Here is a 24,923-nt window from a genome sequence, read left to right as displayed (position 1 = left end):
CTTAATGTGATGGTTGTTCCTTTGGCACAAATGTACGCTTTTTCGCTTGCTTACGCGACAGTAGCTCGGAGAAGGAGTCAAAGCGCCGCTGGAACATGACGCCTATCCCCTGCGTCGTCAGTGACTGACGGAGGTACTGGTACATATTGTTGTAGTGGTTGTATCCCTTCAAGCGGAGGGTCCCCTCGGGGTTGAGCTTATACTCAAGGTCGAACTCTCCGATGTACTTCCCTTGGAGGAAGGGATTATTGTGGTAGCCCACGTTGCCATTGATGGAGAGACGGTTATTGAACCAGCTCCCCGAGAACTGCAGCTCGACGTCCGTATCCTCGAAGGCAGTATTGCTCGTGCGGATGTTGGTACCGAACTGGATGTCCTTCGACAGGTTGCCCAGGAGGTTGGTCAGCTGCTCCGAGATCGTCGAGGAGGCCAGCGAGGCCCAGCCATCAGACACCGAGGTCGTGCTAGTCTGGCGGGTCTCGGGCGTGTAGAACTTCCCGAGCGTCATCAGGTAGAGCACCTGTCGATTGCGCTCATCGCGGGTATTGATCAGCGACTGCAGGCGGCGCTCGATCTCGGGCTCAGCGCCTGGGAGCTCAAGTCCAAGGTTGATGCTGGGCTGCGTGATCACACCACCCAGCTGCAGGATGCAGTTCACTGGGACGGTATTGCGCCTAGCCTCTGCAGCCAGCGTGGCGTCTAGGTCAGAGATGCTCGCCGTGAGGCTGTAGCTGGCCTTGAGGTCAATCTCCGCAGCCATAGGATCACCGCGGAAATCCAGTGACCCGCCCTCACGCAGGGTAAAGCGGCGGCGGGTGAGCTGCTCGAAGTTGAAGACATAGGAGCCCTCGACAAGGCGCAGCGAGCCGTAGGTCTTAGGCGAACCGATGTGCGGGACGTCGATCGTCAAGGCCCCCTCACAGCGCGCCTTCACCTCATTGGGGATCTCGCCCGAGCCTAGGCGAAGCGTCAGCTGCGCAGCAGGCGTCACACGTAGGCTCATCTGCATATTGAGCTCCGTCCCCTGAGCCTCCTCGGGCGGGGGTAGGGGCAGATACAGGAGGCTATCCCGCTCGGAGCGCGGACGCAAGGGCTTGAAGGTAAAGAGGCGGTCCTCCTTGCGCACATCCGTCTGATTGAAGTCCAGCGTCACATCCGTACCCTGCTGTGCCGTCATCTCGACGCCCAGCTGCAGGCGGGGGAGCTTGCCCCTCAGCATAGCCCGCCCCGAGCCATAGGCCGTCCCGAAGAAGGGCAGGCTCTGCTTGCTCTGCGTCTGCAGCACCTTCATACGGTCCAGCCCATCGGCGTGCAGGTCGAGGTCGAAGTGATCAAAGAAGCGGTGGCGGATGCTGCCATCTAGGCGCCCCGTATGCCCCTCGTCGTCTCGGACGGGGATCTTGTCAAAGAGGATACTCTCGGGAGTAAAGCGCAGCGGCCCCTCGAAGAGGTAGCGTGTCCCCAGCAGACGCACCCCGACACTTCCCTCCGTCACGTCGGCAAGGCCCTCGACGGTCACCCCTTCCTCGAAGCGACCGAAGAGGCGCATCTTCCCCGTAGCTCGTCCTCGGACTTCGTCGAAGAGTGTATCCATGAACTTAGCGATGAAGTCCGTGCGTAGGCGCTCTGCATCGAAGCTGAGGTCAATGCCTGCTCCTCCCGCAGGACGGATATAGCCCGCAACAGCCGAGTGCCCGCCCTCAGACTGCTGCACCTCACCGTCAATATGGATGAGGCCCTCGGAGCTGTTGAAGTGCAGCGCTGCTCGGAGCGCACCGACATCCACGCCCTTGACGTGGAAGGAGGAGCTCGAGACATCAGCCGAGGCCGAGACAACGCCAGCACGCAGGCTAGCAGTACCCGTGCCCGTCAGGTCGGCATCCAGCATATTGAAGCCTACCCCGATCGACTCGAGGATATAGAGTAGGTTGATCCGCTGCAGGGCTACGGAGAGGCGGTCCCCAGCATGCTCGCTGAGGCGTCCCGAGACACTGACACGGCGGTCCGCACTCGAAAGGTCAAGCCCATCGACGGAGAGCAAGCCTGGCTGCCAGCGTAGCGTAGCCGGTGCGATACGCCAGGCCTCGCTATGAATACGGAGGCGGGAGGAGTCCAGCCGCAGCTGGATCCCAAGATGACGCTCGGGGGTACGGAGGAAGCGTGCCGCCAGTCCCAGCGTGCCATTCGAGACGCCCTTCTCATCCTCCCCGAGGTTGAGCTGAGTATAGACACTATCCTGACTGAGCTGGCTTCGAAGGAGGAGCCCCTTGAGGAGGGCACCCTTGGCAAGCCTTAGATCGGAGCTTAGCTCCAGCGTCTCGCCGTCAAAGTCGAGCTTAGCCGAGCGCAGCTGATTCGCCCCCAAGCGTAGCTGCGGGAAGCTAGCATGGCACTGGATGCGCCGCGCGTCGCCCTCGAGTGTAGCCCAGAGGCGTGCTCCCTGATCTAGGCCAAGGGGGAGGTGCAGGTATTCGGCCCATACCTCAGGGATCTGCTTCAGCTCTAGGCGCAGCTCATAGCTCGCCTGGGCAGCTCGGCGAGCCCACAGAGGATTGGGCGGGAAGAGGGAGGGGAGGTGGTGGCTCAGCGTCTGCTGCGCGTCGGGGAGCAGGGAGGCAAGGGTATAGTTCCCCGTCAGTTCCACCGAGAGATAAGGGGAAGTCAAGCGCAACAAGCGGCCACGCTCGGGGCTCCCATGCAGGCGCAGGCGTAGCTCATCCAGCTGCTTGAGGCCTGTGCTTCCCTGGAGCTGGAGCCCCTCTAGGGCTATATGCCCCTGCATCCGATCTAGGTCGATGCAGTCTAGCGAGACGGAGGCCTGCAGGCTTAGGTCCTCATGAAGATTCGGGAGTAGGTGCAGCTGGTCGGCCCGCACGTGCTGGAGGTCGAGGCGTGCCTCTAGGTCACGCAGCCCCTCAGTACTGAGGCGAGCCGAGCCCTCGAGGTGCAGGTCGGCATTGGGATCATCCAGCCTTAGGTCTACGAGATGGCGCTGCCCCTGCTGTGGCTGTAGGCTGAGCTGCACGCCCTGATACCGATAGCCACGGAAGTCCAGGTCACGCAGCGTCGCGAGGGCATTCATGCTCCATTCCTCTAGCCCTTGCCCCTCGTGCTTGGCATCAAGCGTCACCTGGCCTGCCAGCGACCCGAGCCCCGTCTTAGGGCCAAGAAGCGCTCCGAGGTCAAACTGCTCGGTACGGACGAAGCCCGTGACGCGCTCCGCCTGCTGCCCCCTTAGTACCGCCGCGAGCTCGTACTCTAGACGTCCTTGGTCTGAGGCCAGCTGCCCCGTCCCCTTGATCGCCTGGGAGGGGGCATAACTCAGCTCGCCCTGATAGCGGAGGTTGCCGAGGCGCGTGATGAGTTCCTCGGGGAGAGTCTGCTGCCCGAGGAGCGGGCGTATGAGTGCGAGGAGTGAGCTACGGAGCTGCAGCGTCGGGATCTTGAGCGTCAACTGCTGGAGGCGCGCCTCCGCATCCCATGAGAGCTGGAAGCTCTGCTCTAGAGCCAGCTGCCCTGCGAGCTCTGCGCTGAGCTGCCCGACACCCCGCCCCTTTGGCTCCTGCTGATAGCTAGCCGAGAGCTGCAGCTCCTCGCTGCGTCCACGCCAAGCAGGAGCGAGGAAGGCGAGATCCGTGAGGGACAGGCTGGAGTTACCCAAGCGCAGGGCCTGTACTATAGGTAGCCCACGCTTAGTAAGGTCGAGCTGAAGGAGGGGGATAGAGAGCTGGCTCTTGGGTAAGGCCAGCTGGAGGTTCAGCAGCGTGAGCTGCTGCTGGCGTAGCTCGACCTGCCCGGTAAGGTCGGTGACCTCAAGGCCGAGGCTCGACGTGAAGGAGAGCTCATCGAGCGCCCCACCCACATACTGCGGCGCGAAGCGTAGGCGTCGGATGCGCGTCGAGATACGATCGAGGCGAAGTCGCTGCCGTCCCTCCTCCTCGAGCGTCAAGCGCATATCGCGGATGATGATGCTATTGATGTCGACGGGGATCGAGGAGCTGTCCTTCTTGGGACGGGCGAGGTGGTCGATCACGTGTTGGATGTTCAGCCGCCCCGTACGAGGATCCCGCACCAGCGCTAGGTGCGCCGAGAAGAGGCGCGCCGACGTGATCCGTACCTCTTGGTCCGTGATGAGATCTAGGAGACTGATGCCACCCACGAGTCGGCTGGCCGTGAGCATAGGTCGGTCGAGGCTATCCCGCACCAGCACCTGGTGCAGCTCGAGGTCCGTCCAGCGCAGGAGGTCGACGCGCGCCAGACTCACTGGTGCGTCGAAGAGCTTCGTCAGCTCCTTGCTCACCCGACTAGCTACACTACGCTGTACCGCAGGGATGCGGAAGAGCAATAAGGGCAGGACGTAGAGGCATAGGAAAAGCCCGAGCGCGATCCTCACGACCACCCTCAGCACTCGCAGCACGTGCTTATTTACTTGCCAGTAGCGCATGCCTGCCCTATCCTACTCTATATATATGTATGACACGAACGTCCTCCCTTAGCCTAGCCGCTCCTCAGCTAGGCTAAGGATAAGCCAAGACTAGAGCTAGGCCTTCCCCTAGCCTCTAGATGAGTAACGAAGCACTACCCTCGACCCGTATGCCCGAAGCCGCCTGCGCCTCGCTCAGTCTCCCCAAGCTCCTCGACGGGCAGCCATGTGACCTCCTCATGACGGGCGACGACGAGCTGTGCGATGCGCTCCCCGTCCTGTATTTCGAAGGGCTCGGCTGAGAGGTTGACCAGCGCGACCTTGATCTCGCCGCGGTAGTCCGCGTCTATCGTCCCCGGGCTATTCAGGATAGTAAGCCCGTGCTTGATCGCCAGCCCACTACGGGGACGGACCTGCGCCTCGTAGCCCTGAGGCAATTCGATGAATAGTCCCGTCGGTACGAGCGCGCGCCCGAGCGGAGGCAAGGTGATGGGAGCCTCTAGCTGAGCCCTGAGATCCATCCCAGCTGCCCCTGCCGTGGCGTAAGCGGGTAGAGCATGGCGCGAGCGGTTGACTATCTTGACCTCTAGCATATCTGTAGCGCTTTACTCGGGGTCCTTCCAGTCCCCGCCGTCCTTGATGAGCTTGATGAGGTGCTCCACGGCCTGCGCCTGTGGGACCCCCTTCTGGATGCACTCCTGCCCCTTGTAGAGGTCGATCTTGCCAGGGGCGGCACCGACATAGCCGTAGTCCGCGTCCGCCATCTCTCCTGGGCCGTTGACGATACAGCCCATGATGCCGATCTTGAGCCCCTTGAGGTGCGAGGTGGCAGCCTTGATCTCTGCGATGGTATGCTGTAGGTTGTAGAGCGTGCGGCCGCAGCCAGGGCAACTGATGAACTCCGTCTTGCTCATCCTGAGGCGCGTCGCCTGCAGGATGCTGAGCTGCGTCTTGACGAGCTCATCGGGGGCAATCCCTTCGGCCGAGAGGCAGAGACCATTGGCCCAGCCATCGAGAAGGATGCTCCCGCAGTCGGCGGCGGCGTAGAGTCTGAAGGCGTCCAGCTCTGCCACATCATAGTGACGGCATAGGATGATGGGCGCCTCGACGCCTGCTCGCCGTAGCTGGGCGAAGCCCCAACGCCACTCAGCGACGGGATTAGCCCCCGTGCTGCGTAGTAGGACCAGCGCCTCTACATCCTGCCGGATCTGCTCGAGGAGCGTCGCATCAAGCTCAGTCCCTGCCTCGAGCTCGTAGACACGTACCCCCACTATGGGCGTACCCCCTGGGAGCAGGAGCCGCTCGCCTGAGCGCAGCACATCGGGGCGGAGCTCGGCGAAGGACTCAGTCCCCAGCTCCGAGAGGACGATGGGGAGATTAGCTCCACCGACTAGGCGGCCTATGGCACGCGACTCACGGCGTGCATCACGGGCCAAGGTGCGGTACTTAGCCCAAGACAAGCTATAGGAGGGCGCAGGGAGCTCGGCACGGGCACTGATGTAGTCGACCAAGGCACGCGCCACGGGGATCTCGCACTCGGGCTCCTCGCTGAGGGAGACGCGTATCGTATCGCCTATACCATCGGCCAGGAGCGAGCCTATGCCCACGGCGCTCTTGATGCGACCGTCCTCGCCCTCACCTGCCTCAGTCACCCCGAGGTGCAGCGGATAGGCAGGGTAACCCAGCTCATCGAGGCGCTGTACCAGCAGACGCACGGCAGCCGTCATGACGAGCGTATTGGAGCTCTTCATCGAGATGACGATATCGTGGAAGTCGTGTGCGCGGCAGACGTCGAGGTACTCGAGGCAGCTCTGCACCATCCCCTCGGGCGTGTCCCCGTAGAGCATGACCATACGCTCGGAGAGCGAACCATGATTGACCCCGATACGTATCGCACGTCGCAGTTCCTTAGCTCGCTTGACAAAGGCACCGAAGCGCTCCTCGACACGGGCGTGCATAGAGGCGAAGACCTCCTCCGTCCACTCCTTGACTCCCTTCGTATCAACATAGTTCCCTGGGTTGACACGTACCTTCTCTACGTACTCCAGTGCGGTGTCTGCCGCCGTGGGGTTGAAGTGGATGTCCGCCACCAGCGGCGTCGTGATCCCCTCAGCACGTAGCGCAGCGTGTATAGGGCCAAGGCTCAGGGCGACGCGCTTGTCCTGCGCCGTATAGCGCAGGTACTCTGCGCCTGCACCGATGATGCGCTTGGCCTGAGCTACGGAGGCCTCCGTATCTAGGGTAGAGGTCGTGGCCATAGACTGGACACGTACGGGATAGTCTGCCCCCAGCGGTGTCGTACCTATAGATACGGCTACCGATCGACGGCGGGCGTAGTGGCAGGGCTCGGAGAGGAGCGAGGAGCTATGTTGGTCTGTCATATTGCTTGTGAACGTAGTAAACCCAAGCGCAGCACACGATGAGCTGCACCTGGGTTTACAACAGCGTGCTGGGAGGATTAGTTCGTCTTATAGCGGTACTTGAGCTCAGCGAGCTCAGCGTTGGCCTTGACGACCTTATCCTTAAGTGAAGCCTTGTATTCCTCAAGGCGCTGGTAGAGCTCGGGGTCACCCGTAGCCATCATCTGCACGGCCAGGAGCGCCGCATTCTCTGCGGCGTTGATCCCGACAGTCGCGACGGGGATGCCTGGAGGCATCTGCACGATGGAGTAGAGTGCATCGACACCCTCGAGGCTAGCCTTGATGGGCACGCCGATGACGGGTACCGAGGTCATCGAGGCGATGACTCCACAGAGGTGCGCCGCCATGCCAGCGGCACCGATGATCACCTTGATCCCGCGCTCATGGGCACTGGAGGCGAAGGCCTCTACCTCGCGAGGCGTGCGGTGTGCCGAGAGGGCAAGGATCTCGAAGGGTACGCCGAGGGCATCCAGGCGTGCTGCAGCCTTCTCCATGACGGGGAGGTCCGAGGTACTCCCCATGATGATGCTGACCTGTGGCTTTAGGCTCATCCTGCGATCAGAGCCTTGTAGTCATCGGCCGAGAGCAGGCCATCGAGGTCCTCTGCATTGGCAGGCTTGACCTTGACGATCCAACCCTTACCATAGGGGTCGCTATTGACGAGCTCGGGGGACTCCTCTAGCTCGGGATTGAGCTCAAGGATCTCTCCCTCGATGGGCAGCATGAGGTCGGAGACGGTCTTCACGGCTTCGATCGAGCCAAAGACTTCCTCGGCCTCTAGGCTATCGCCCTCCGTGTCTACATCGACGAAGACGATCTCACCGAGCTCGCCCTGAGCGTAGTCCGTGATCCCGACATAGACGACATCGCCCTCGAGGCGAGCCCATTCGTGCTCCTTGGTGTAGCGTAGTTCTTGAGGAATGTTCATGTTCGTAATGGGGTTATAAGTTAGGTAAATGTGATCTGCTTACATACTCTTTATAGAGCAAATATAAGCAACATCTCGCAACTAAGGAAAAGGGAGCGCCCCGATGCCCCTAGCCACGCCCCATCCTTGCCCCAACAGCATCAGCTCCCCTCCCCACAGCCTCCCCATTCAAGCGGACTAAGCGATCCCCCCGACAAAGCCCTAGAGCTAGCCTCTTTAGCCTCCCGTCCCTTGACAGCGAGCAAGGAAGCCAAGCGGGCTAAGTGCCTGCCGCTAGCTCCGCGAGGGGTATCCCTCAGCCTCCTGACGGACGTCCCTCACGCTCGTCACTGACGGCAGTCAGCCCCGTGACTGATATCCCTCGGAAGGCCTTCCCCTAGCCGAGAGCTAAACGAGCGCCCGTGCATCCCTTCGACTCACCCAAAGGCGAAAGGTAGGAAGGAGGCTACGCTAAATCGCCCCGAATCCCTTCCCCACCCCACAGACTCTGCCATCAAGAGCCATAAAAAGAGCGTGCGGCAAAGCTCCGAGGCTTTACCGCACGCTCCTTATATATAGGGGCTTCTCGACGAAGGCCCTGAGTCACTAGAACTCTGCGCTACGTGGCGTACGTGGGAAGGGGATGACGTCGCGGATATTGGCCATACCCGTGACAAAGAGCAGCAGACGCTCGAAGCCTAGGCCGAAGCCCGAGTGGGGCGCCGTGCCATAGCGGCGAGAGTCGAGATACCACCAGATGTCCTTCTCGGGCACACCGACCTCCTGAGCGCGCTGGAGCAGCTTGTCGTAGTCGGCCTCACGCTCCGATCCGCCGATGATCTCCCCGATTTTGGGGAAGAGTACGTCCATACCGCGCACCGTCTTGCCATCCTCGTTGAGCTTCATGTAGAAGCTCTTGATCTCCTTGGGGTAGTCGGTGACGATGACGGGACGCTGGAAGTGCTCCTCGACGAGGTAGCGCTCATGCTCGCTGGCCATATCTGCGCCCCAGTAGATGGGGAACTCGAACTTGTGCCCAGCGGCTACTGCTGCCTCGAGGATCTCTATACCCTCGGTATAGGTCATGCGCTTGAAGGGCTGTGCCAGGACGAAGCGCAGACGCTCGATGAGCTCCTTGTCGTAGTGCTCGGAGAGGAAGGTGAGATCCTCCATGCAGTGATCCAGAGCCCACTGCACACAGTACTTGATGAAGTCCTCCGCCAGGTCCATATTCTCCTCGATCTCAAGGAAGGCGACCTCGGGCTCGATCATCCAGAACTCTGCCAGGTGACGAGGCGTATTGGAGTTCTCAGCGCGGAAGGTAGGGCCGAAGGTATAGATCGCCCCGAGCGCCATAGCCGCCATCTCCCCCTCGAGCTGGCCCGAGACGGTGAGCGAGGTAGGACGAGCGAAGAAGTCTTCTTTATAGTCTACAGCACCCTCCTCGGTGCGGGGGAGATTCTCTAGGTCCAGTGTCGTGACCTGGAACATCTGCCCAGCCCCCTCGGCATCACTGGCGGTGATGAGCGGCGTGTGGACGTAGAAGAAGCCACGCTCGTGGAAGAAGCTATGGATGGCCATAGCCATGTGGTGGCGCATGCGGTAGATAGCGCCGAAGGTATTGGTACGCGGACGCAGGTGCGCGATCTCGCGGAGGAACTCGAGACTATGCCCCTTCTTCTGCAGCGGGTAGGTCGTGGGGTCGGCTGCACCGAGCACCTCGACGCGCTCTGCCTGGAGCTCTACCGTCTGCCCCTGCCCCTGTGAGGCGACCAAAGTACCGACGACACTGAGGCTGGCACCCGTGGTGATCTGCGTGAGCTCCTCGGGGGCGAACTTGGTCAGATCAAGGACGATCTGCAGGTTATGGATGATCGATCCGTCATTGAGGGCAACGAAGCTAACGGCCTTGTTACCACGGCGCGTACGCACCCAGCCCTTGACGAGGACTTGCTGCCCGACGAGCTCGCCGCGCAGGAGATCGATGATTTTAGTACGTTTCATTATGTATATGAGGTATGTAGATTGCTATTCGAAGGCGCCCATACGCAGGTTGTTGACCTCCTGCTCGGTCAGGTAGCGCCAGCGTCCTCGTGGGAGGTTCTTCTTCGTCAGACCAGCGAAGTAGACGCGGTCCAGCTTATGCACGTGGTAGCCCAGATGCTCGAAGATACGACGCACGATACGGTTGCGACCGGAGTGGATCTCTATCCCGACCTGGCTGAGATCATCCTCCTTGACGTAGCTCAGCGCGTCTGCGTGGATCTCGCCATCCTCGAGCTCGATGCCCTCAGCGATACGCTGCATGTCCTCGATGGATACGGGCTTGTCGAGCCAAACGTGGTAGATCTTCTTCTTCATGAAGGAGGGGTGCGTCAGCTTGGACGAGAGATCACCGTCATTGGTGATCAGGATGACCCCCGTCGTATTACGGTCGAGACGGCCTACAGGATAGATACGCTCCTCACAAGCACCCTTGACGAGGTCCATGACCGTCTGGCGGCACTCGGGGTCATCCGAGGTGGTGACGCAGTTCTTAGGCTTATTGAGGAGGATGTAGACCTTGCTCTGCGTGGATACGGGCTCGCCCTTGTAGCGGACATCGTCCAGGCGCGTGACACGCGAGCCCAGCTCGGTGACGACCTGCCCGTTGACCGTGATCTCCCCTGCGAGGATGAGCTGGTCGGCCTCACGGCGAGAGCAGACCCCGGCGTTGGCGAGGAACTTATTGAGGCGCAGATCCTGTGCGGGGTCTACGGCCTCGGCATACTTGACGGGTACGGGCGGGGTGAAGGGGCGCTGCTTCTTACCCTTGGGGGCATTCTTGGCCTTCTTCTTGCCGCCTGGACGTGGGCCTGCGGCATGAGGGCCAGGGCGCTGGGGGCGCTCACTGCGATTATAGTTGTAGCTGTAGTTGCCACTGGTACGCTCGGCCTGGTAGCGCTCATCGTAGCGCGAGCGCTGCTCGCCAGCACGCTGCTGCGCATCGTCGAAGCCGCGATTCGAGGGATAGGAAGGACGGGGCGTGTGTGCTGGTCGTGGCGTGTCGTGGCCTAGGTCGTCCGAAGCGATGTACACACGGCGACGGCGTGAGGGTGTCGTCCCATGCGAGCTGGCCTGTAGGCCATCGGTCGAGGCTGTAGGGATACGACGGGTGCGTACTCGGGGCTTAGCCGATGGGGTACGCTGCTGATCAGGACGAGATAGCTTCTCTTTGTCTTCAGCCATGTTTAGGTGTTGTTAAGCTTGTTTTTAAGATGATCTGGAGGACAGCCTCTCGGCTCCCCTTCGGTCAATGTAGGGACGAGGTCCTCTGGGGACGGTATGTCATATATATGCGTTGGTCGTGGCATCGCTACTCCCTCCTAAGAGTGGAGGCTGGTCCGAGTGCGGAGCGATGCCTTCATTGGCACAAAGATACTAAGATTTTGGCGTATCTCGCTCATCTATCCCGACCAAGCTGTCTGACCAAGCCCTCCTTTAGCAACTTTTAGTCCCCTTCAGGGAAGCCGAAAGGGTCGAAGGAAGCTTGGCGGAGCTAAAGGACAAGGGGGAGGCCTCCTGAAGGATATCAGTCAGCGAGCTGAGAGACGCCAGTCAGCCGCGTGAGAGGCGCCCATCAGGAGGCTGAGGGATATCCCTCAATGCACGGGCTGCAGGCGATTGCCTCGCTCCGTATCCTTAGGCCTCTTACGCGGAGGCGTGGCAGCAGGGCAGCGTCCCGAGTACTTCGTCCTAGTGATGCACGGGGTCCTCGTCAGCCAAGAGCTGCCCTAGGCGGGCACGCAGCAGTTCGGTCGCACGCGGATCCTCGAGCACCTGACTCAGCCCTCTGAGGAAGTGGCTCACCTTGGCCTCAGGGGTCTGCAGCTGGGGTGCGGGGCTCGGGCTAGCTGGCGCAGGCATATCGCCCGCGGTCGGGAGCTGGGGGGCCGAGACGAAGAGGCGTGTGGTGAAGAAGGTGAAGGGGCGTATCTCCTCGGGCAGGCGCTCCTCCTGCTCCACCAAGGGGAAGTAGGGGCGGTAGGTATGGATAAACTTGTAGAAGGGCCCGATGAGGAAGGGATTGATATGCTGCAGGATGGAGGACAGCTGTACGGGCGTATAGTGCTGTAGGTTCTCCACGTGGAGGTAGAGGTGGCGTATCTCGAGCTTCTTTACCGCCAGGGATAGGGGGTTCTTCCACTCCTTGAGGCAGTCGGCCTCGTGGATGTAGACGAAGGTCGCGCGCTGACCCAGCTGCGCCTCCTGCTGCTGAATGAAGTGCTCCTGGGTCGTCACCTGCACGGGTAGCGTGATGTACTCTCTGTACTGCAGCATGACCGACTGCCAGGCCATCATATCAGCATCAGTGGCGACGACGATGTAGCCCCGTTCCCTGTGCTCCTCGCCCTGGTAGATCTCCTCGACGAGGCGCGCTACCAGGTGCATGTAGAAGGCGTGGTGATCCCCCACGAGGAAGCCATGACTCTGGAAGCAGAGGGCGTAGAGGAGCTGCTCGACGGTGGCGTAGCGGCTGCTCAGCTCCTGCTTGTCCCAGGGGATGGCCTTGTCGGGATAGGCTGAGTCTAGCTCCACCTGCCACTGATCATAGTGCACTACCTCGCGGGCGAAGTCCTGGACGTCGTCGTAGCAGCGGAAGGAGGGCGAGATCTCCCGAGCTCTGCGGCAGATCTCATCCAGCTGGTAGTAGGCCGTCCTCGGCAGTACCCCCGTACGGTCGAAGTACTCCGCGAAGAGCTGCTCGAACTCTGCTCGATGAGACGAGCCGATACGCACACGGATGCTACGCCCCCCCTTGTAGCTGACGAAAATAGAGGTGTATTCGGCGGCGTAGCTTAACCCTGCCCAGGGGTAGCCAGGCACGTGGTCCTGCAAGTAGAGCGCTACGGCCTCGAGGTGCTTGCAGGTCCCCAGCCCGTTGGTACGGAAGTCTAGGCAGGAGCAGAAGTTGCGGTCGCTCTGTACACCACGGAAGGCGACCTTGTAGCGACCCGTCACTCCAGAGACCAGATAGTCGCCCCAGATGCGGTTGCGATCCAGGTGCTCGACCTTGAAGTTGCTCAGCTGCGCCGTCTCGCGGCGTAGGGCTACCTGCCACTCCTCGATGGTCATATCATCGGGGCAGATCTTGTTGGAGAGGCGATTCCCTAGTTTCATAAGGTGTGTTCTTCTTGTGTGATGTAGTCCTACTTAGCCTTCTTGGAGCTCTTCATCTCCTCCTTGAGGTAGGGCGCGGTGGGGCTGTCCTTGCGCTTGATGAGCTCCTCGGGGCTCCCTGCGAAGACGAGCTCTCCCCCACTCCGCCCCCCGTCGGGGCCGATCTCGATGATGTAGTCCGCGCTCCTCAGCACATCGAGGTTGTGCTCGATGACGATGACCGTATTCCCGCGATCCACAAGGCGGCGCAGGATACCTAGCAGGACGCGGATATCCTCGAAGTGCAGGCCTGTGGTCGGCTCATCTAGGATGTAGACGGTACGCCCCGTATCGCGCTTGGAGAGCTCAGAGGCGAGCTTGATACGCTGGCTCTCCCCACCCGAGAGGGTCGTGGAGGACTGCCCCAGCTTGATATAGCCTAGGCCTACCTCCTGTAGCACCTGCAGCTTCTTGAGTATGGGAGGCACGTGGGCAAAGAACTCCACCGCGGCATTGATCGTCATATCGAGGACGTCGGCGATGGACTTCCCCTTGAAGCGCACCTCGAGCGTCTCTCTATTGTAGCGGCGTCCGTGGCAGACCTCGCAGGGGGCATAGACGTCGGGGAGGAAGTTCATCGCTATGGTCTTATAGCCGTTCCCCGAGCAGGTCTCGCAGCGCCCACCCGAGACGTTGAAGGAGAAGCGCCCAGGCTTGTAGCCGCGCATCTTACTCTCGGGGAGCCCTACGAAGAGGTTGCGGATGTCGGTGAAGACGCCCGTATAGGTGGCGGGATTACTGCGCGGCGTGCGTCCGATCGGCGCCTGATCCACCGCCACGACTTTGTCGACGAGCTCCAGCCCCTCTATGGAGTCATAGGCGAGGGGCTCCTGCAGCGATCCGTAGAGCCGCTGGCTGAGGATGGGGTATAGAGTGTCGTTGATGAGCGTACTCTTGCCGCTACCCGAGACCCCAGCCACACAGATGAGGTTACCGAGGGGGAAGCTGACGTCGATACCCTTGAGATTGTTCCCGCGTGCGCCCTTGAGGAGCAGTCTCTCGGGGCTGATCGGCTTGTGCTGCTCGACGTCCACCTCTTCCTCTCCACGCAAATAGCGTGCCGTGAGCGTCTCGGTCTTCATCATGTCAGCAGGGCTGCCCATGAATACGACCTCGCCGCCGAGGCGTCCCGCACGGGGCCCCATGTCGATGATATGGTCGGCCTCGAGCATCATGTCCTTATCGTGCTCGACGACGATGACCGTGTTGCCGAGGTCGCGCAGCTTCTGCAGCGAATGGATGAGGCGTAGGTTGTCCCGCTGGTGCAGGCCGATGCTGGGCTCGTCGAGGATGTAGAGTACCTCGACGAGCTGCGTCCCTATCTGCGTAGCCAGACGTATGCGCTGGCTCTCACCGCCCGAGAGGGTGGAGGACACGCGGTTCATGGAGAGGTAGCCGAGCCCGACATCGAGGAGGAAGGAGAGACGCGTGCGTATCTCCTTGAGCACCTCGGTGGCGATCTGTCGCTGGGACTCCGAGAGCTGCGTCACTACCTCGTCGATCCAGGCCGTGAGCTGCGTCAGCTCCATCATCCCTACCTCGCCGAGGTTCTTGTCCCCTATATAATAATGTAAGGCCTCCTGATTCAGTCGCCCGCCGTGGCACTCGGGGCAGACCTCGCCCTTGGTGAACTGGCTCATCCAGCGCTCGCTCTCCCGACTGCTCTCGACCTCCTCGACCTGACTCATCAGGTAGGCACCGAGACCATCGTAGCTCAGGGGGATGCCCTTCAGCTCGGGCATACGCTCGTCGGCCAGCGTGATAGGCTCCGAGCTCCCCTCTAGGATCTCGGTGAGGAGATCCTCGGGTAGGCTCTTGATCGGCGTCTTGAGGCTAAGCTCATAGCGCTCGCACAGCGCCTCGATCTGGGCAAAGACAAGATTGCGCTTATACTTCCCCAGCGGGATGATCCCACCCTGATAGATACTCTTGCTTGGGTCGGGGATGATGCTGGCAGGGTCTATAACGCGGATCTCCCCCATCCCCTTGCATCGGGGGCAAGCTCCGTTGGGCGAATTGAAGGAGAAGTTGTGCGGCGCGGGTTCGCTGTAGGAGAGCCCCGTCTCGGGGTCCATCAGATGACGGCTGTAGTAGGCGATGGTATTGTGCTCGAGCTCCTGCACCATCATCACGCCATCCCCCTCGCGCAGCGTCAGCCTCAGGCTAGCCAGCAGGCGGTCCTTATTCTTGGCCGTGATGGTCAGCTTGTCGGTCTGCACCTCTACACTATGGATCTTGTAGCGGTCGAGCTTCATCCCGTAGGTCAGCTCACGCAGCTCGCCATCGACGCGTACCGTGAGGTAGCTCTTCTTGCGCAGCTGCTCGAAGAGCTCCTTGTAGTGGCCTTTACGCTGCTTGACCACGGGCGCCAAGAGGAGTACCCGCTTGCCCTCGTAGCGCTCCAAGAGCAGCTCTAGGATCTGCTCCTCGGTATAGCGTACCATAGGACGCCCCGTGAGGTAGGAGCGTGCCTCACCAGCACGGGCGTAGAGCAGACGGAAGAAGTCGTAGATCTCCGTCACGGTACCGACCGTGGAGCGAGGGTTGCGGTTCGTCGTCTTCTGCTCGATGGAGATCACGGGCCCGAGGCCATCGATCTGCTCCACGTCGGGGCGCTCCATACCGCCGCCGAGGAAGCCGCGGGCATAGGAGCTAAAGGTCTCTATGTAGCGGCGCTGGCCCTCGGCATAGATCGTATCGAAGGCGAGGGACGACTTACCACTACCGCTCAGCCCGGTGAATACCGTGAGCGAATAGCGGGGTATGTGGGCATCTATGTTCTTGAGGTTGTGCACGCGCGCTCCCCGTATCTCTAAGTCCTGCATCTACAGCTGATATATCAAATAAAACAAGGCTGTCCCTTAGCTCAAGGACTGCCATACATACAAATATAAGTAAAAAGCGTCGTAGCTCGCTGCCCCCAAAGTCCTTTCCCGAGCACATAACTCCCCGCCCAGAGCGCAGGGATAGCCTCCACAAGGCATCGCGCCTAGAGCTAAGGAGCATCATCCCTTAGTCTCAAGCAAGCCCTCCCCCTCCCTCAGCAAGCCTCGCCCAAGCCCTCCACGCAGCAGCCCCTTAGGGGGAAGCTCGCTGACTGATATCCCTCACGAGGCTGACTGACACCCCTCAGCACCGTGACTGATATCCCTCAGCGCGCCGAGGGATATCCCTAAAGTTCGTCCCCTCGGGAGGGAGCATAGCGCGGCATACAAAGGGGAGGAAGATCCCAGCGAGACGCCGACGCATCCAGCAGCACGAGACTGGAGCGAGAAAAGCCGTATCTTTGCACTATCCTAGCCCTACTATGAGCGCTAGGGTCTCCGATCTATGAACAATCGCTTAGCAGAGCAAATATCCTACCTCCTCCTTCGGCATAGCTATGTCGTAGTGCCACAGCTCGGGGGCTTCATCCGCGAAGCACTCCCCGCCAGCTACCAGCACGAGCAGCACCTAGCCTATCCGCCGAGTGCAGAGCTCCACTTCAGCCAGGAGCTGCAGCACAGCGATGGGCTGCTGGAGGCACGCTATGCGCTCCTCCTGGGGATCTCGCTGCGCCGCGCGCGCCTTATCCTCGAGGAGGAGGTCAAGCAGCTGCGGCACATCCTCATACAGCGCGGGCAGTACCAGCTGCCCCTACTCGGCACCCTCGAGCTGACGGGAGCGGGCAAGATCAACTTTGTCCCCTACAGCAGCTCCAAGCTTCTTCAGGGGATCGCCTATGGGCTCAGTCCGCTCTCCCTCCCCCTACTCCAGCAGGAGATGGCAGCGGGGAGCAGCGAGCCTCTAAGCGCCCAGAGCGAAGCACCCGAGGCCGAGCGCCGCAACCGCGACTATATACAGCTGCGCATCCCCAAGCGCGTTGCTGCCTACGCCGCCTCCATCATCATCCTCATCCTGAGCCTCATCCCCTGGCAGCAGAGCCCCGTGACGGAGCAGTACTTCCAGGCAGGCTTCACCCCGACACCCGAGGCGGCACAGAGCCTTTGGGGGCATAGCAGCCTCACGCCGCAGTCCAAGGAGGAGGCACCTGCCGCGCCTGCTGACAGTGGTCTCCGCTGGGGCAGCTCGGGCGACGGACGCTACTATGTGATCATCGCTACCGAGCGCAGCGAGGAGCGTCTACTGAGCTACTACGAGGAGGCGCGCCACCAGATCGAGGAACCCGAGGCCATCGTCGCCCTGCGCTCACGCCACAGCGCCACACTCCGCCTAGCCGCGGCCTCCTTCGACGACGCAGCTGCGGCCTACAACTACCTCAATCGGCTGGTGAAGGCACACCGTGCCTACAGCTCCTCCTGGGTCTTCCACAACAAGTAGTGCCCGACTCGCCTCCATCAGCATACGGCGAGGATAGGGAACTCTCCTCAGCCCAAGCGCTGGCCGATGCGATCAAGCAGGAGGCTCGGCGCCTAGGCTTCGCAGCCTGTGGCATCGCCCGAGCCGAGGCCGTCCCCGAGGAGATCCTCGCGGGCTACGACCAGTGGATTGACGAGGGGCACCACGGCACCATGGAGTACCTGCAGCGCAACCGAGAGCTGCGGGCCGATCCCCGCCTCCTCCTACCTGGGACACGCTCGCTGATCATGGTCGCCATGAACTATTACCCCGAGCGCAAGCAGGATCCCGAGGCACCCCAATTCGCCTACTACGCCTACGGGCGCGACTACCACAAGGTCGTCAAGAAGCGCCTCGACCAGCTGCTCCACTACATGCGTGAGGGGCTGGGGCTCGAGGTCGAGGGGCGTGCCTTCTCCGACTCAGCGCCCATCATGGAGCGCTACTGGGCCGAGCGCGCAGGACTGGGGTGGCGGGGCAAGAACAGCCTCTTGATCATCCCCCGCGCAGGCAGCTACTTCTTCCTCGGCGAGCTGCTGGTCTCAATCGACCTGCCTCCCGACAGCCCGATGAAGTCCCTCTGCGGACGCTGCACCCGCTGCCTCCAGAGCTGCCCCACCGAGGCCATCACCCACCCCGGCAAGATCGACGCCCGCCGCTGCATCAGCTACCTCACGATCGAGTCCAAGGCAGAGATCCCGCCCGAGCTCAGGGAGCGTATCGGCCGCCGCGTCTATGGCTGCGATGCCTGCCAGCAGTGCTGTCCCTGGAATCGCTTTGCCCGCCCCACGACGATCGCCGACTACGCTCCGCGCGAGGCGCTCCTAGCGCTCACCGCAGAGCAGCTCGATCAGCTGAGCGAGGAGGAGTACCTCGCCCTCTTCGCAGGCACAGCCGTCAAGCGCGCTGGTCTCAGTGGCCTACAGCGTACGATGCGCGGACTGCGCACCAACTTTGAGGACTAAGCCGACGGACATCCTTGCACGGCGGCAATTTGTGCAGACAGACACCTTTACATATCTTTGTCTTAGACGGGAGACCGCCTGTAGAGCCCTCCTATTAGCAAACCTATAACTCAATGAGTAGCGACCAAGCAAACTTTTTCGTCCGCGCCTTCCAGCTCTACCGAGATGGCTTCCGCGGCCTCACACCGACGAGCAAGAAGCTCTGGCTCATCATCGCCATCAAGCTCTTCATCATGTTCGCCGTGCTGCGAGCCTTCTTCTTCCCCAACTTCGTCAAGCAACAGGCCTCCGAGCGCCACGTAGAGAAGTCCGAAGTCGTCGGGGACGAATTGATCCAGCGCCGTGCTGTGGACAGCGTCTCTAGACACGAAGCAGGCCGCCTCTAGTACCCGCATCGAGAGAATAGAACCAACCCAATACGCTAATCACTATTTACAATGGATGTAACATCATTAATCGCATGGTCACGTGCACAGTTTGCTCTGACGGCTATGTACCACTGGCTGTTCGTGCCGCTGACGCTCGGGCTCGGGGTCATCATGTCCCTGGCTGAGACCCAGTACTACCGTACCGGTGACCCCTTCTGGAAGAAGTCAGCACAGTTCTGGCAGAAGCTCTTCGGGATCAACTTCGCTATCGGCGTCGCCACGGGGATTATCCTTGAGTTCCAGTTCGGGACGAACTGGTCCAACTATAGCTGGTTCGTCGGAGACATCTTCGGCGCGCCTCTCGCCATCGAGGGCATCCTGGCCTTCTTCATGGAGTCGACCTTCATCGCCGTGATGTTCTTCGGCTGGGGCAAGGTCAGCAAGGGCTTCCACCTAGCCTCCTCCTGGCTCACCGTCGTCGGTGCGACCATCTCGGCCGTATGGATCCTCATAGCCAATGCCTGGATGCAGAACCCCCAGGGGATGGTCTTCAACCCAGAGACGATGCGCAACGAGATGCATGACTTCTGGGCCGTAGCCCTATCTCCGACGGCGATCATCAAGTTCCTCCACACCGTCACGACCTCGTGGACGCTGGGGACCTTCTTTGCCCTTGGGATATGCGTCCTCTATCTGCTACGTGGCCACCACACGGACTTCGCCCGCCGCAACCTCAAGATCATCGCTCCCTTCGGCCTGCTGGCAGCCATTCTCTCTGCGGAGACGGGACACCTCTCTGCCGTGGACGTAGCGAAGAATCAGCCTATGAAGCTCGCCGCCATGGAGGCCATCTACGACACAGGCAAGAGCACGCCAGACGGCCACACCGCTGATGGCGAAGGCGTAGGCCTCGGTATCATCGGCGTCCTCAACCCCTCCAAGCAGCAGCCCGACGACGCCACACCCTCGCACCTCTTTAGCATCGAGGCGCCCCGCCTCCTCTCCTTCATGGTCGCGGGCAATGGGACGCACTACGTACCTGGTATCAACAACATCCTCGAGGGCGGCTATCACCTCCCCGATGGGACGGTAGCCCTCTCGGCAGAGGAGAAGATGCAGCGCGGCCGCCAGGCTATCGACGCGCTCAACGCCTTCCGTGCGGCGCGCAAGGCGGGCGACAGCGTAGCGGCCCAGGCCCAGCGTCAGATCCTCGAGAAGCACTTCCCTTACTACGGCTACGGCTACTTCGACAGCAAGTACGAGACGGTACCCAATGTACCTCTGACCTACTACTCTTTCCGTGCTATGGTCGGTCTGGGCGGCGCCTTCCTGCTGCTCTACCTACTGCTGACCTGGTATGCCTACAAGCGCAACGACAAGCTCCAGTCCACCCGCTGGCTGCTATGGATAAGCCTTATCTTGACCCCCATGGCTTGGATCGCTACTGAGGCAGGCTGGGTCGTAGCCGAGGTAGGACGTCAGCCCTGGACCATTCAGAACCTCCTACCCGTGCAGGCAGCTATCTCCAAGATCGAGGCGAGCTCCGTGATCATCACCTTCACGCTCTTCACCCTGCTCTTCACCATCATGCTCGTAGCTGAGGTGAACATCATGCGCAAGGCCATCAAGTCGGGCCCCGAGCAGCACTAAAGTCGAATCCTCTAGCAAGACAGCATACAATGGATTACGCATTCTTCCAATCCTATTGGTGGCTCCTGATCTCGGTCCTCGGGGCACTCCTCGTCTTCCTCCTCTTCGTCCAGGGAGGCCAGTCCCTCTTCTTCAGCCTCGGCAAGGAGCAGCTCGAGCGTAAGCTCCTAGTGAACTCCGTAGGGCGCAAGTGGGAATTCACCTTCACCACACTGGTGGTCTTCGGCGGTGGCTTCTTCGCCTCCTTCCCCCTCTTCTACTCCACCAGCTTCGGCGGTGCCTACTGGGTGTGGATGCTCATTCTCTTCTGCTTCATCATCCAGGCCGTGTCCTATGAGTATCAGAATAAGAATGGGAACGTCCTCGGGAGCCGCACCTACCAGACCTTCCTCTTCATCAACGGGCTGCTGGCACCTATCCTCCTCGGGGCTGCGGTGTCGACCTTCTTCACTGGATCTACCTTCCAGGTGAACAAGGAGGCTATCGCTGACCTCTCGGGCGCCAGTCAGGTGATCTCGGGGTGGCTCCCCTATAAGGGGCTGCAGCTGCACGGTCTAGAGGCGGTGCTCAACGTGTGGAACGTCATCTTCGGCCTGGCGGTCTTCTTCCTCTCGCGCACCACGGCGCTGCTCTTCTTCATCAATAACATCGATGACGAGACCATCTATCGCCGCTCACGCGCTGCGCTGGCCTGGAATGCCGCTGCCTTCCTACTGCTCTTCCTCGGCTACCTCTTCTTCCTGCTGACCAAGCAGGGCTTCGCCTATGACCCAGCGAACCCCAACGTCACCTTCCTCGTGGACTACAAGTACTGGCTCAATCTCGTCGAGATGCCTGCCGTCTTCGCGATCTTCGTCCTCGGGGTGGTCCTCGTGCTGGCTGGTATCCTGCTGACCCTGCTCAAGGAGGGCTTCCGCAAGGGGATCTGGTACGAAGGCATCGGCGTGGTACTGACCGCTCTGGCACTCTTCCTCATCGCAGGCTGGAACAACACCTCCTACTACCCTGCCTACAGCCCTGAGATGCCCGAGATCATCAACAACTCGCTGAACATCCGCAACAGCTCCTCGAGTCCCTTCACGCTCAAGACGATGAGCTTCGTCTCGCTGCTCATCCCCTTCGTCCTGGCATACATCATCTACGCTTGGCGCGCCCTCGATCTTCACAAGATCACGCGTAAGGAGATGGAGGATCCCCACGGGCACAACTACTAGTAGGCTGCCTCAGCCCTAGCCCTCTATAAGCGGAGCGGCTGCAAGATCTAGATGCTAGATCCTTGCAGCCGCTCCCGCATTTAAGGCGCTCCCCAATCACCGCGGCTTCTCCCCACACCCCCGCGTACGTTCCTATACCATCTATTCTTAGCTCAAGGCCCTCCTCACTGCAATACGTAGAAAAGCGAAGCGAAGCCCCTGCTTAGTCTAAGCTCCAGGACTGATACCTTTCAGCTCGCTGACTGGCATCCCTCACGAGGCTGACTGACGTCCCTCAGCACGCTGACCGATATCCCTCAGGGGTCCTCCCCCTATAGGCACGATCTGCCGAGGCCTAGCTGCCCCGAGCTTAGCTGCAGAGGAGGGGTGGAAGTCAAAGGAAGCATGAGCCCTCGTCAGGAAGCAGCCAGCCCCCGCTATTGTGTATACGGCAGAATTGGGCTACCTTTGCGCCAGCATGCCCAGATGGTGAAATGGTAGACACGAGGGACTTAAACTCCCTTAGCCAATTAGGCTGTGCCGGTTCGAGCCCGGCTCTGGGTACAGCGACACAAGCCCTATCAAGGATAAGCCCCGAGCGCCCTGTGGCACTCGGGGCTCTTTGTATCAGCTAGTCCTCAGAGCTGCTCCTGGACGGGCATTTGCCAAAGTCCTCAATTATTGATACCTTTGCCGTGCAATTGGGAGGCATCGCTCCTCCCGCTCCCACCTCTCCTTGTGTCCTCAGTTCTACAATACAGCACAGCGAGAGATATGATGGTTGGGTAGCTCAGCTGGATAGAGCAATAGCCTTCTAAGCTATCGGTCCTGGGTTCGAATCCCAGCCCAATCACCCGATGGATACGCATCCCTCCCCCCTTTCCCCTCCCGCTTATACATCCTCAACTATCGTCTCCAAAGAGCAATGGGAGGCCTTGGGCTAGGGATCCTAGAGCCGCGTGACCGTGCCTATCCCACAGGCGACTGGCCCCTCTAGTCTCATCCCATCGTCAAGCACAGACGTTATATTCACATATATGCAACGATACAACATCACTGAGCTGCTCTCCAAAAGCCAAGAGGAGCTCAATAGCATCGCCGAAGAGCTGAGCATGAAGCTCGGGGACTACACCGATAAGCAAGCGCTCATCTACGGCATCCTCGACCAGCAGGCTACCTCCATCGCGGAGACCCAGACGGTCAAGCGCAGCTCCGAGCGCCCCAAGAGCCGAACTAAATCTAAGAATCCAATGCCCAAAGAACAAGCCGAGAGCGCAGCCGTAGCCCCTACTACTGAAGCTCAATCCCCCGAAGAAGAGAGCGCACCCAAGCAGCGCAAGCGTGGACGCCCCACCAAGGCCGAGCTCGCTGCACGTGCCGAGCAGGAGCGCAACCAGGCCCTCGAGGCCGTAGCTAAGGCCTCCGAGGAGGAAGCTACCCCCGAGAGCGTCGCAGCCCCTCAGCCCGAGGAAGCCAGCAGCGCACAGCCAGCCCCTAAGGCTAGCCAGAGCCGAAGCCGCGGCCAGCGTAGCCAGCGTGCTGCAGCCGCGAGCGCCGAGCCCAGCGAGCAGGCAGAGAGCCCTAAGGAGCCCAGCACAAGCGAGCCCGAGGCAGCGGCCAGCCCCAGCCCCGCGCAGATGGTCTTCCGCCACAAGGACAGCAAGTCCGTACTCGACCAGGTGCTCCCTGCCTTTAACACCCCCACCAAGCCCCAGCGTCCCGAGCCCAAGGCAAGCAACAACGCAGGCCCTGCACAGCGGCCCAATGCTCCTCGCACGCAGCCCGTACAGCAGCCCGAGTTCAACTTCGAGGGTATCCTCGAGTGCAGCGGCGTCCTCGAGATCCTGCCCGACGGCTACGGCTTCCTACGCTCGGCGGACTACAACTACCTCCCTTCACCCGACGATATCTACCTCTCGGCCGCCCAGGTCAAGCAGTGGAGCCTCCGTCCAGGTGACCTCGTCGAGGGCTTCATCCGTCCTCCTCAGGAGGGGGACAAGTACTTCCCCTTCGACAAGATCACCCGTGTCAACGGCCGTACACCCGCCGAGATGCGTGACCGCGTACCCTTTGACCACCTGACGCCCATCTTCCCAGAGGAGAAGTTCAACCTCGCTGCAGGCAATAGCCCCGCAGTCCAGGACAAGACGGCTATGCGTATCGTCGACCTCTTCGCCCCCATCGGTAAGGGACAGCGCGGCCTCATCGTAGCGCAGCCCAAGACGGGTAAGACGATGCTGCTGAAGAATATCGCCAACGCCATCGCCGCCAATCACCCCGAGGTCTACATGATCATCCTGCTCATCGACGAGCGTCCCGAGGAAGTCACCGACATGGCCACGAGCGTCAATGCCGAGGTCATCGCCTCGACCTTTGACGAGCCCGCAGAGCGCCACGTCAAGATCGCCGAGATCGTCCTCAACAAGGCCAAGCGCATGGTCGAGAGTGGTCAGGATGTCGTCATCCTCCTCGACTCCATCACCCGCCTGGCACGCGCCTACAATACGGTACAGCCTGCCTCGGGTAAGGTGCTCTCGGGTGGGGTCGATGCCAATGCGCTGCAGAAGCCTAAGCGCTTCTTCGGTGCTGCGCGCAACATCCGCGGCGGCGGTAGCCTCACCATCCTCGCCACAGCGCTGCAGGAGACGGGCTCCAAGATGGATGACGTCATCTTCGAGGAATTCAAGGGGACGGGCAACATGGAGCTGCAGCTCGACCGTCGCCTGGCGAACAAGCGCATCTTCCCCGCCATCGACCTTGTGGCCAGCAGCACGCGTCGCGACGACCTCCTGCTGGGCGACAAGACGGGCACCCTCATGTGGGGCGTACGCAAGGTACTCTCCGAGATGAACCCCATCGAGGCCCTCGAGCGTGTCAAGGGGCTTATGCTCCGTACCAAGAACAACGAGGAGTTCTTCGCCGAAGCAAACAGCTAGGCCTTCGACACCTCTTCCCCCTACCCAGCAGGGCGGCATACGCAGCGAGCGTATGCCGCCCTGCTCGCTTTTGTCCCGCCCTCTCCCTTCTTAGAGCTAAGGAGGCTAAGTCCCCCCGAGCGCTTTCCCCACTCCGAGCCTAGGCAATGCGGGGCATAAGGGAGCTTGCTCCTTAGGGATATCAGTCAGCGCACTGAGTGCCGCCAGTCAGGAGGCTGAGGGACATCAGTCAGCACGCTGAGGTATACCCCTCAGAGCGCTCGGGCAAGGAGGTCAGCTTGCTGCAGTCCCGCATACCAATAGGCTACTAGCGGCTGCGCAAGCCCCTGCGGGGCAACCCATCTAAAGCCCAGGGTGCGGGAAGGCTGTAAGCCTGACGGAACCCTGGGTCAAAGAGCCCCATACATGGAGAGCCCTACAGGGGCGGCCCTCCAAACGAAGCAAAGTGAGATCGGAGCCGTACCGCTACGACGCTACAACTGTTTTGGGGATCGCCCTTGTAGGGCTCTATACTTTTTGATGAA

At 60.9% G+C, this 24,923-nt stretch carries 15 protein-coding genes and 2 tRNA genes; 8 read left to right on the top strand and 9 right to left on the bottom strand.

The features are described from left to right. Position 1: 1 nt before the first annotated feature. The 9 genes from Q0248_RS04465 to uvrA form a co-directional block, all read right to left on the bottom strand. Entirely contained in the window at positions 2-4,444 is a 4,443-nt protein-coding gene (locus Q0248_RS04465) for a translocation/assembly module TamB domain-containing protein (protein WP_299320179.1), read from the bottom strand. A gap of 134 nt (positions 4,445-4,578) precedes the next feature. Further along, positions 4,579-5,016: a dUTP diphosphatase gene (dut, locus tag Q0248_RS04460; protein WP_299320177.1), complete on the bottom strand. Its 438-nt coding sequence runs from the start codon at positions 5,014-5,016 to the stop codon at positions 4,579-4,581. Between the two features lie 12 nt (positions 5,017-5,028). Next, positions 5,029-6,804 (bottom strand): (E)-4-hydroxy-3-methylbut-2-enyl-diphosphate synthase, encoded by a 1,776-nt coding sequence (ispG, locus tag Q0248_RS04455; protein WP_299320176.1) that lies wholly within the window; start codon positions 6,802-6,804, stop codon positions 5,029-5,031. A gap of 77 nt (positions 6,805-6,881) precedes the next feature. Beyond that, positions 6,882-7,394 carry a 5-(carboxyamino)imidazole ribonucleotide mutase gene (gene purE, locus Q0248_RS04450; RefSeq protein ID WP_249107445.1) on the bottom strand — a complete coding sequence of 171 codons (513 nt, stop codon included), beginning with the start codon at positions 7,392-7,394 and terminating at the stop codon, positions 6,882-6,884. Continuing rightward, entirely contained in the window at positions 7,391-7,771 is a 381-nt protein-coding gene (gene gcvH / locus Q0248_RS04445) for a glycine cleavage system protein GcvH (protein ID WP_211789284.1), read from the bottom strand. The genes purE and gcvH overlap by 4 nt, the downstream gene beginning before the upstream one ends. Positions 7,772-8,356: 585 nt before the next feature. After that, positions 8,357-9,763, bottom strand: coding sequence for an asparagine--tRNA ligase (gene asnS, locus Q0248_RS04440; protein WP_299320320.1), 1,407 nt, complete (start codon positions 9,761-9,763; stop codon positions 8,357-8,359). A 15-nt stretch (positions 9,764-9,778) separates the two neighbouring features. Beyond that, positions 9,779-10,978 carry a pseudouridine synthase gene (locus tag Q0248_RS04435; RefSeq protein ID WP_299320167.1) on the bottom strand — a complete coding sequence of 400 codons (1,200 nt, stop codon included), beginning with the start codon at positions 10,976-10,978 and terminating at the stop codon, positions 9,779-9,781. A gap of 507 nt (positions 10,979-11,485) precedes the next feature. Next, on the bottom strand, positions 11,486-12,910 hold the full coding sequence (locus Q0248_RS04430) for an SWIM zinc finger family protein (RefSeq protein WP_299320165.1): 1,425 nt from the start codon (positions 12,908-12,910) through the stop codon (positions 11,486-11,488). 29 nt (positions 12,911-12,939) lie between these two features. After that, a complete protein-coding gene (gene uvrA / locus Q0248_RS04425; RefSeq protein WP_299320162.1) occupies positions 12,940-15,774 on the bottom strand; it encodes an excinuclease ABC subunit UvrA in 2,835 nt (944 codons plus the stop codon). A 505-nt stretch (positions 15,775-16,279) separates the two neighbouring features. On the opposite strand from uvrA, the gene Q0248_RS04420 reads away from it, so the two are divergent. The 8 genes from Q0248_RS04420 to rho all read left to right on the top strand — a co-directional run bounded on the left by Q0248_RS04420 (position 16,280) and on the right by rho (position 24,399). Further along, positions 16,280-17,269 (top strand): hypothetical protein, encoded by a 990-nt coding sequence (locus Q0248_RS04420; RefSeq protein ID WP_299320160.1) that lies wholly within the window; start codon positions 16,280-16,282, stop codon positions 17,267-17,269. A gap of 59 nt (positions 17,270-17,328) precedes the next feature. Next, positions 17,329-18,252, top strand: a complete 924-nt coding sequence (gene queG, locus Q0248_RS04415) for a tRNA epoxyqueuosine(34) reductase QueG (protein WP_299320318.1) — start codon at positions 17,329-17,331, stop codon at positions 18,250-18,252. Positions 18,253-18,365: 113 nt separating this feature from the next. Next, positions 18,366-18,638: a DUF4492 domain-containing protein gene (locus Q0248_RS04410; RefSeq protein WP_299320157.1), complete on the top strand. Its 273-nt coding sequence runs from the start codon at positions 18,366-18,368 to the stop codon at positions 18,636-18,638. Positions 18,639-18,689: 51 nt separating this feature from the next. Continuing rightward, positions 18,690-20,270 (top strand): cytochrome ubiquinol oxidase subunit I, encoded by a 1,581-nt coding sequence (locus Q0248_RS04405; RefSeq protein ID WP_299320155.1) that lies wholly within the window; start codon positions 18,690-18,692, stop codon positions 20,268-20,270. Positions 20,271-20,299: 29 nt separating this feature from the next. Further along, a complete protein-coding gene (locus Q0248_RS04400) occupies positions 20,300-21,484 on the top strand; it encodes a cytochrome d ubiquinol oxidase subunit II (protein WP_299320152.1) in 1,185 nt (394 codons plus the stop codon). A gap of 459 nt (positions 21,485-21,943) precedes the next feature. Continuing rightward, positions 21,944-22,027, top strand: a tRNA-Leu gene (locus Q0248_RS04395). Between the two features lie 215 nt (positions 22,028-22,242). After that, positions 22,243-22,316: transfer RNA gene (locus Q0248_RS04390), tRNA-Arg, on the top strand. Between the two features lie 184 nt (positions 22,317-22,500). Further along, positions 22,501-24,399, top strand: a complete 1,899-nt coding sequence (rho, locus tag Q0248_RS04385; protein WP_299320149.1) for a transcription termination factor Rho — start codon at positions 22,501-22,503, stop codon at positions 24,397-24,399. The last annotated feature ends 524 nt before the right edge of the window (positions 24,400-24,923 follow it).

The sequence above is a fragment of the uncultured Porphyromonas sp. genome, from assembly GCF_938046015.1.
GTDB lineage: Bacteria > Bacteroidota > Bacteroidia > Bacteroidales > Porphyromonadaceae > Porphyromonas.
This window is presented reverse-complemented; position numbering and strand designations above follow the sequence as displayed.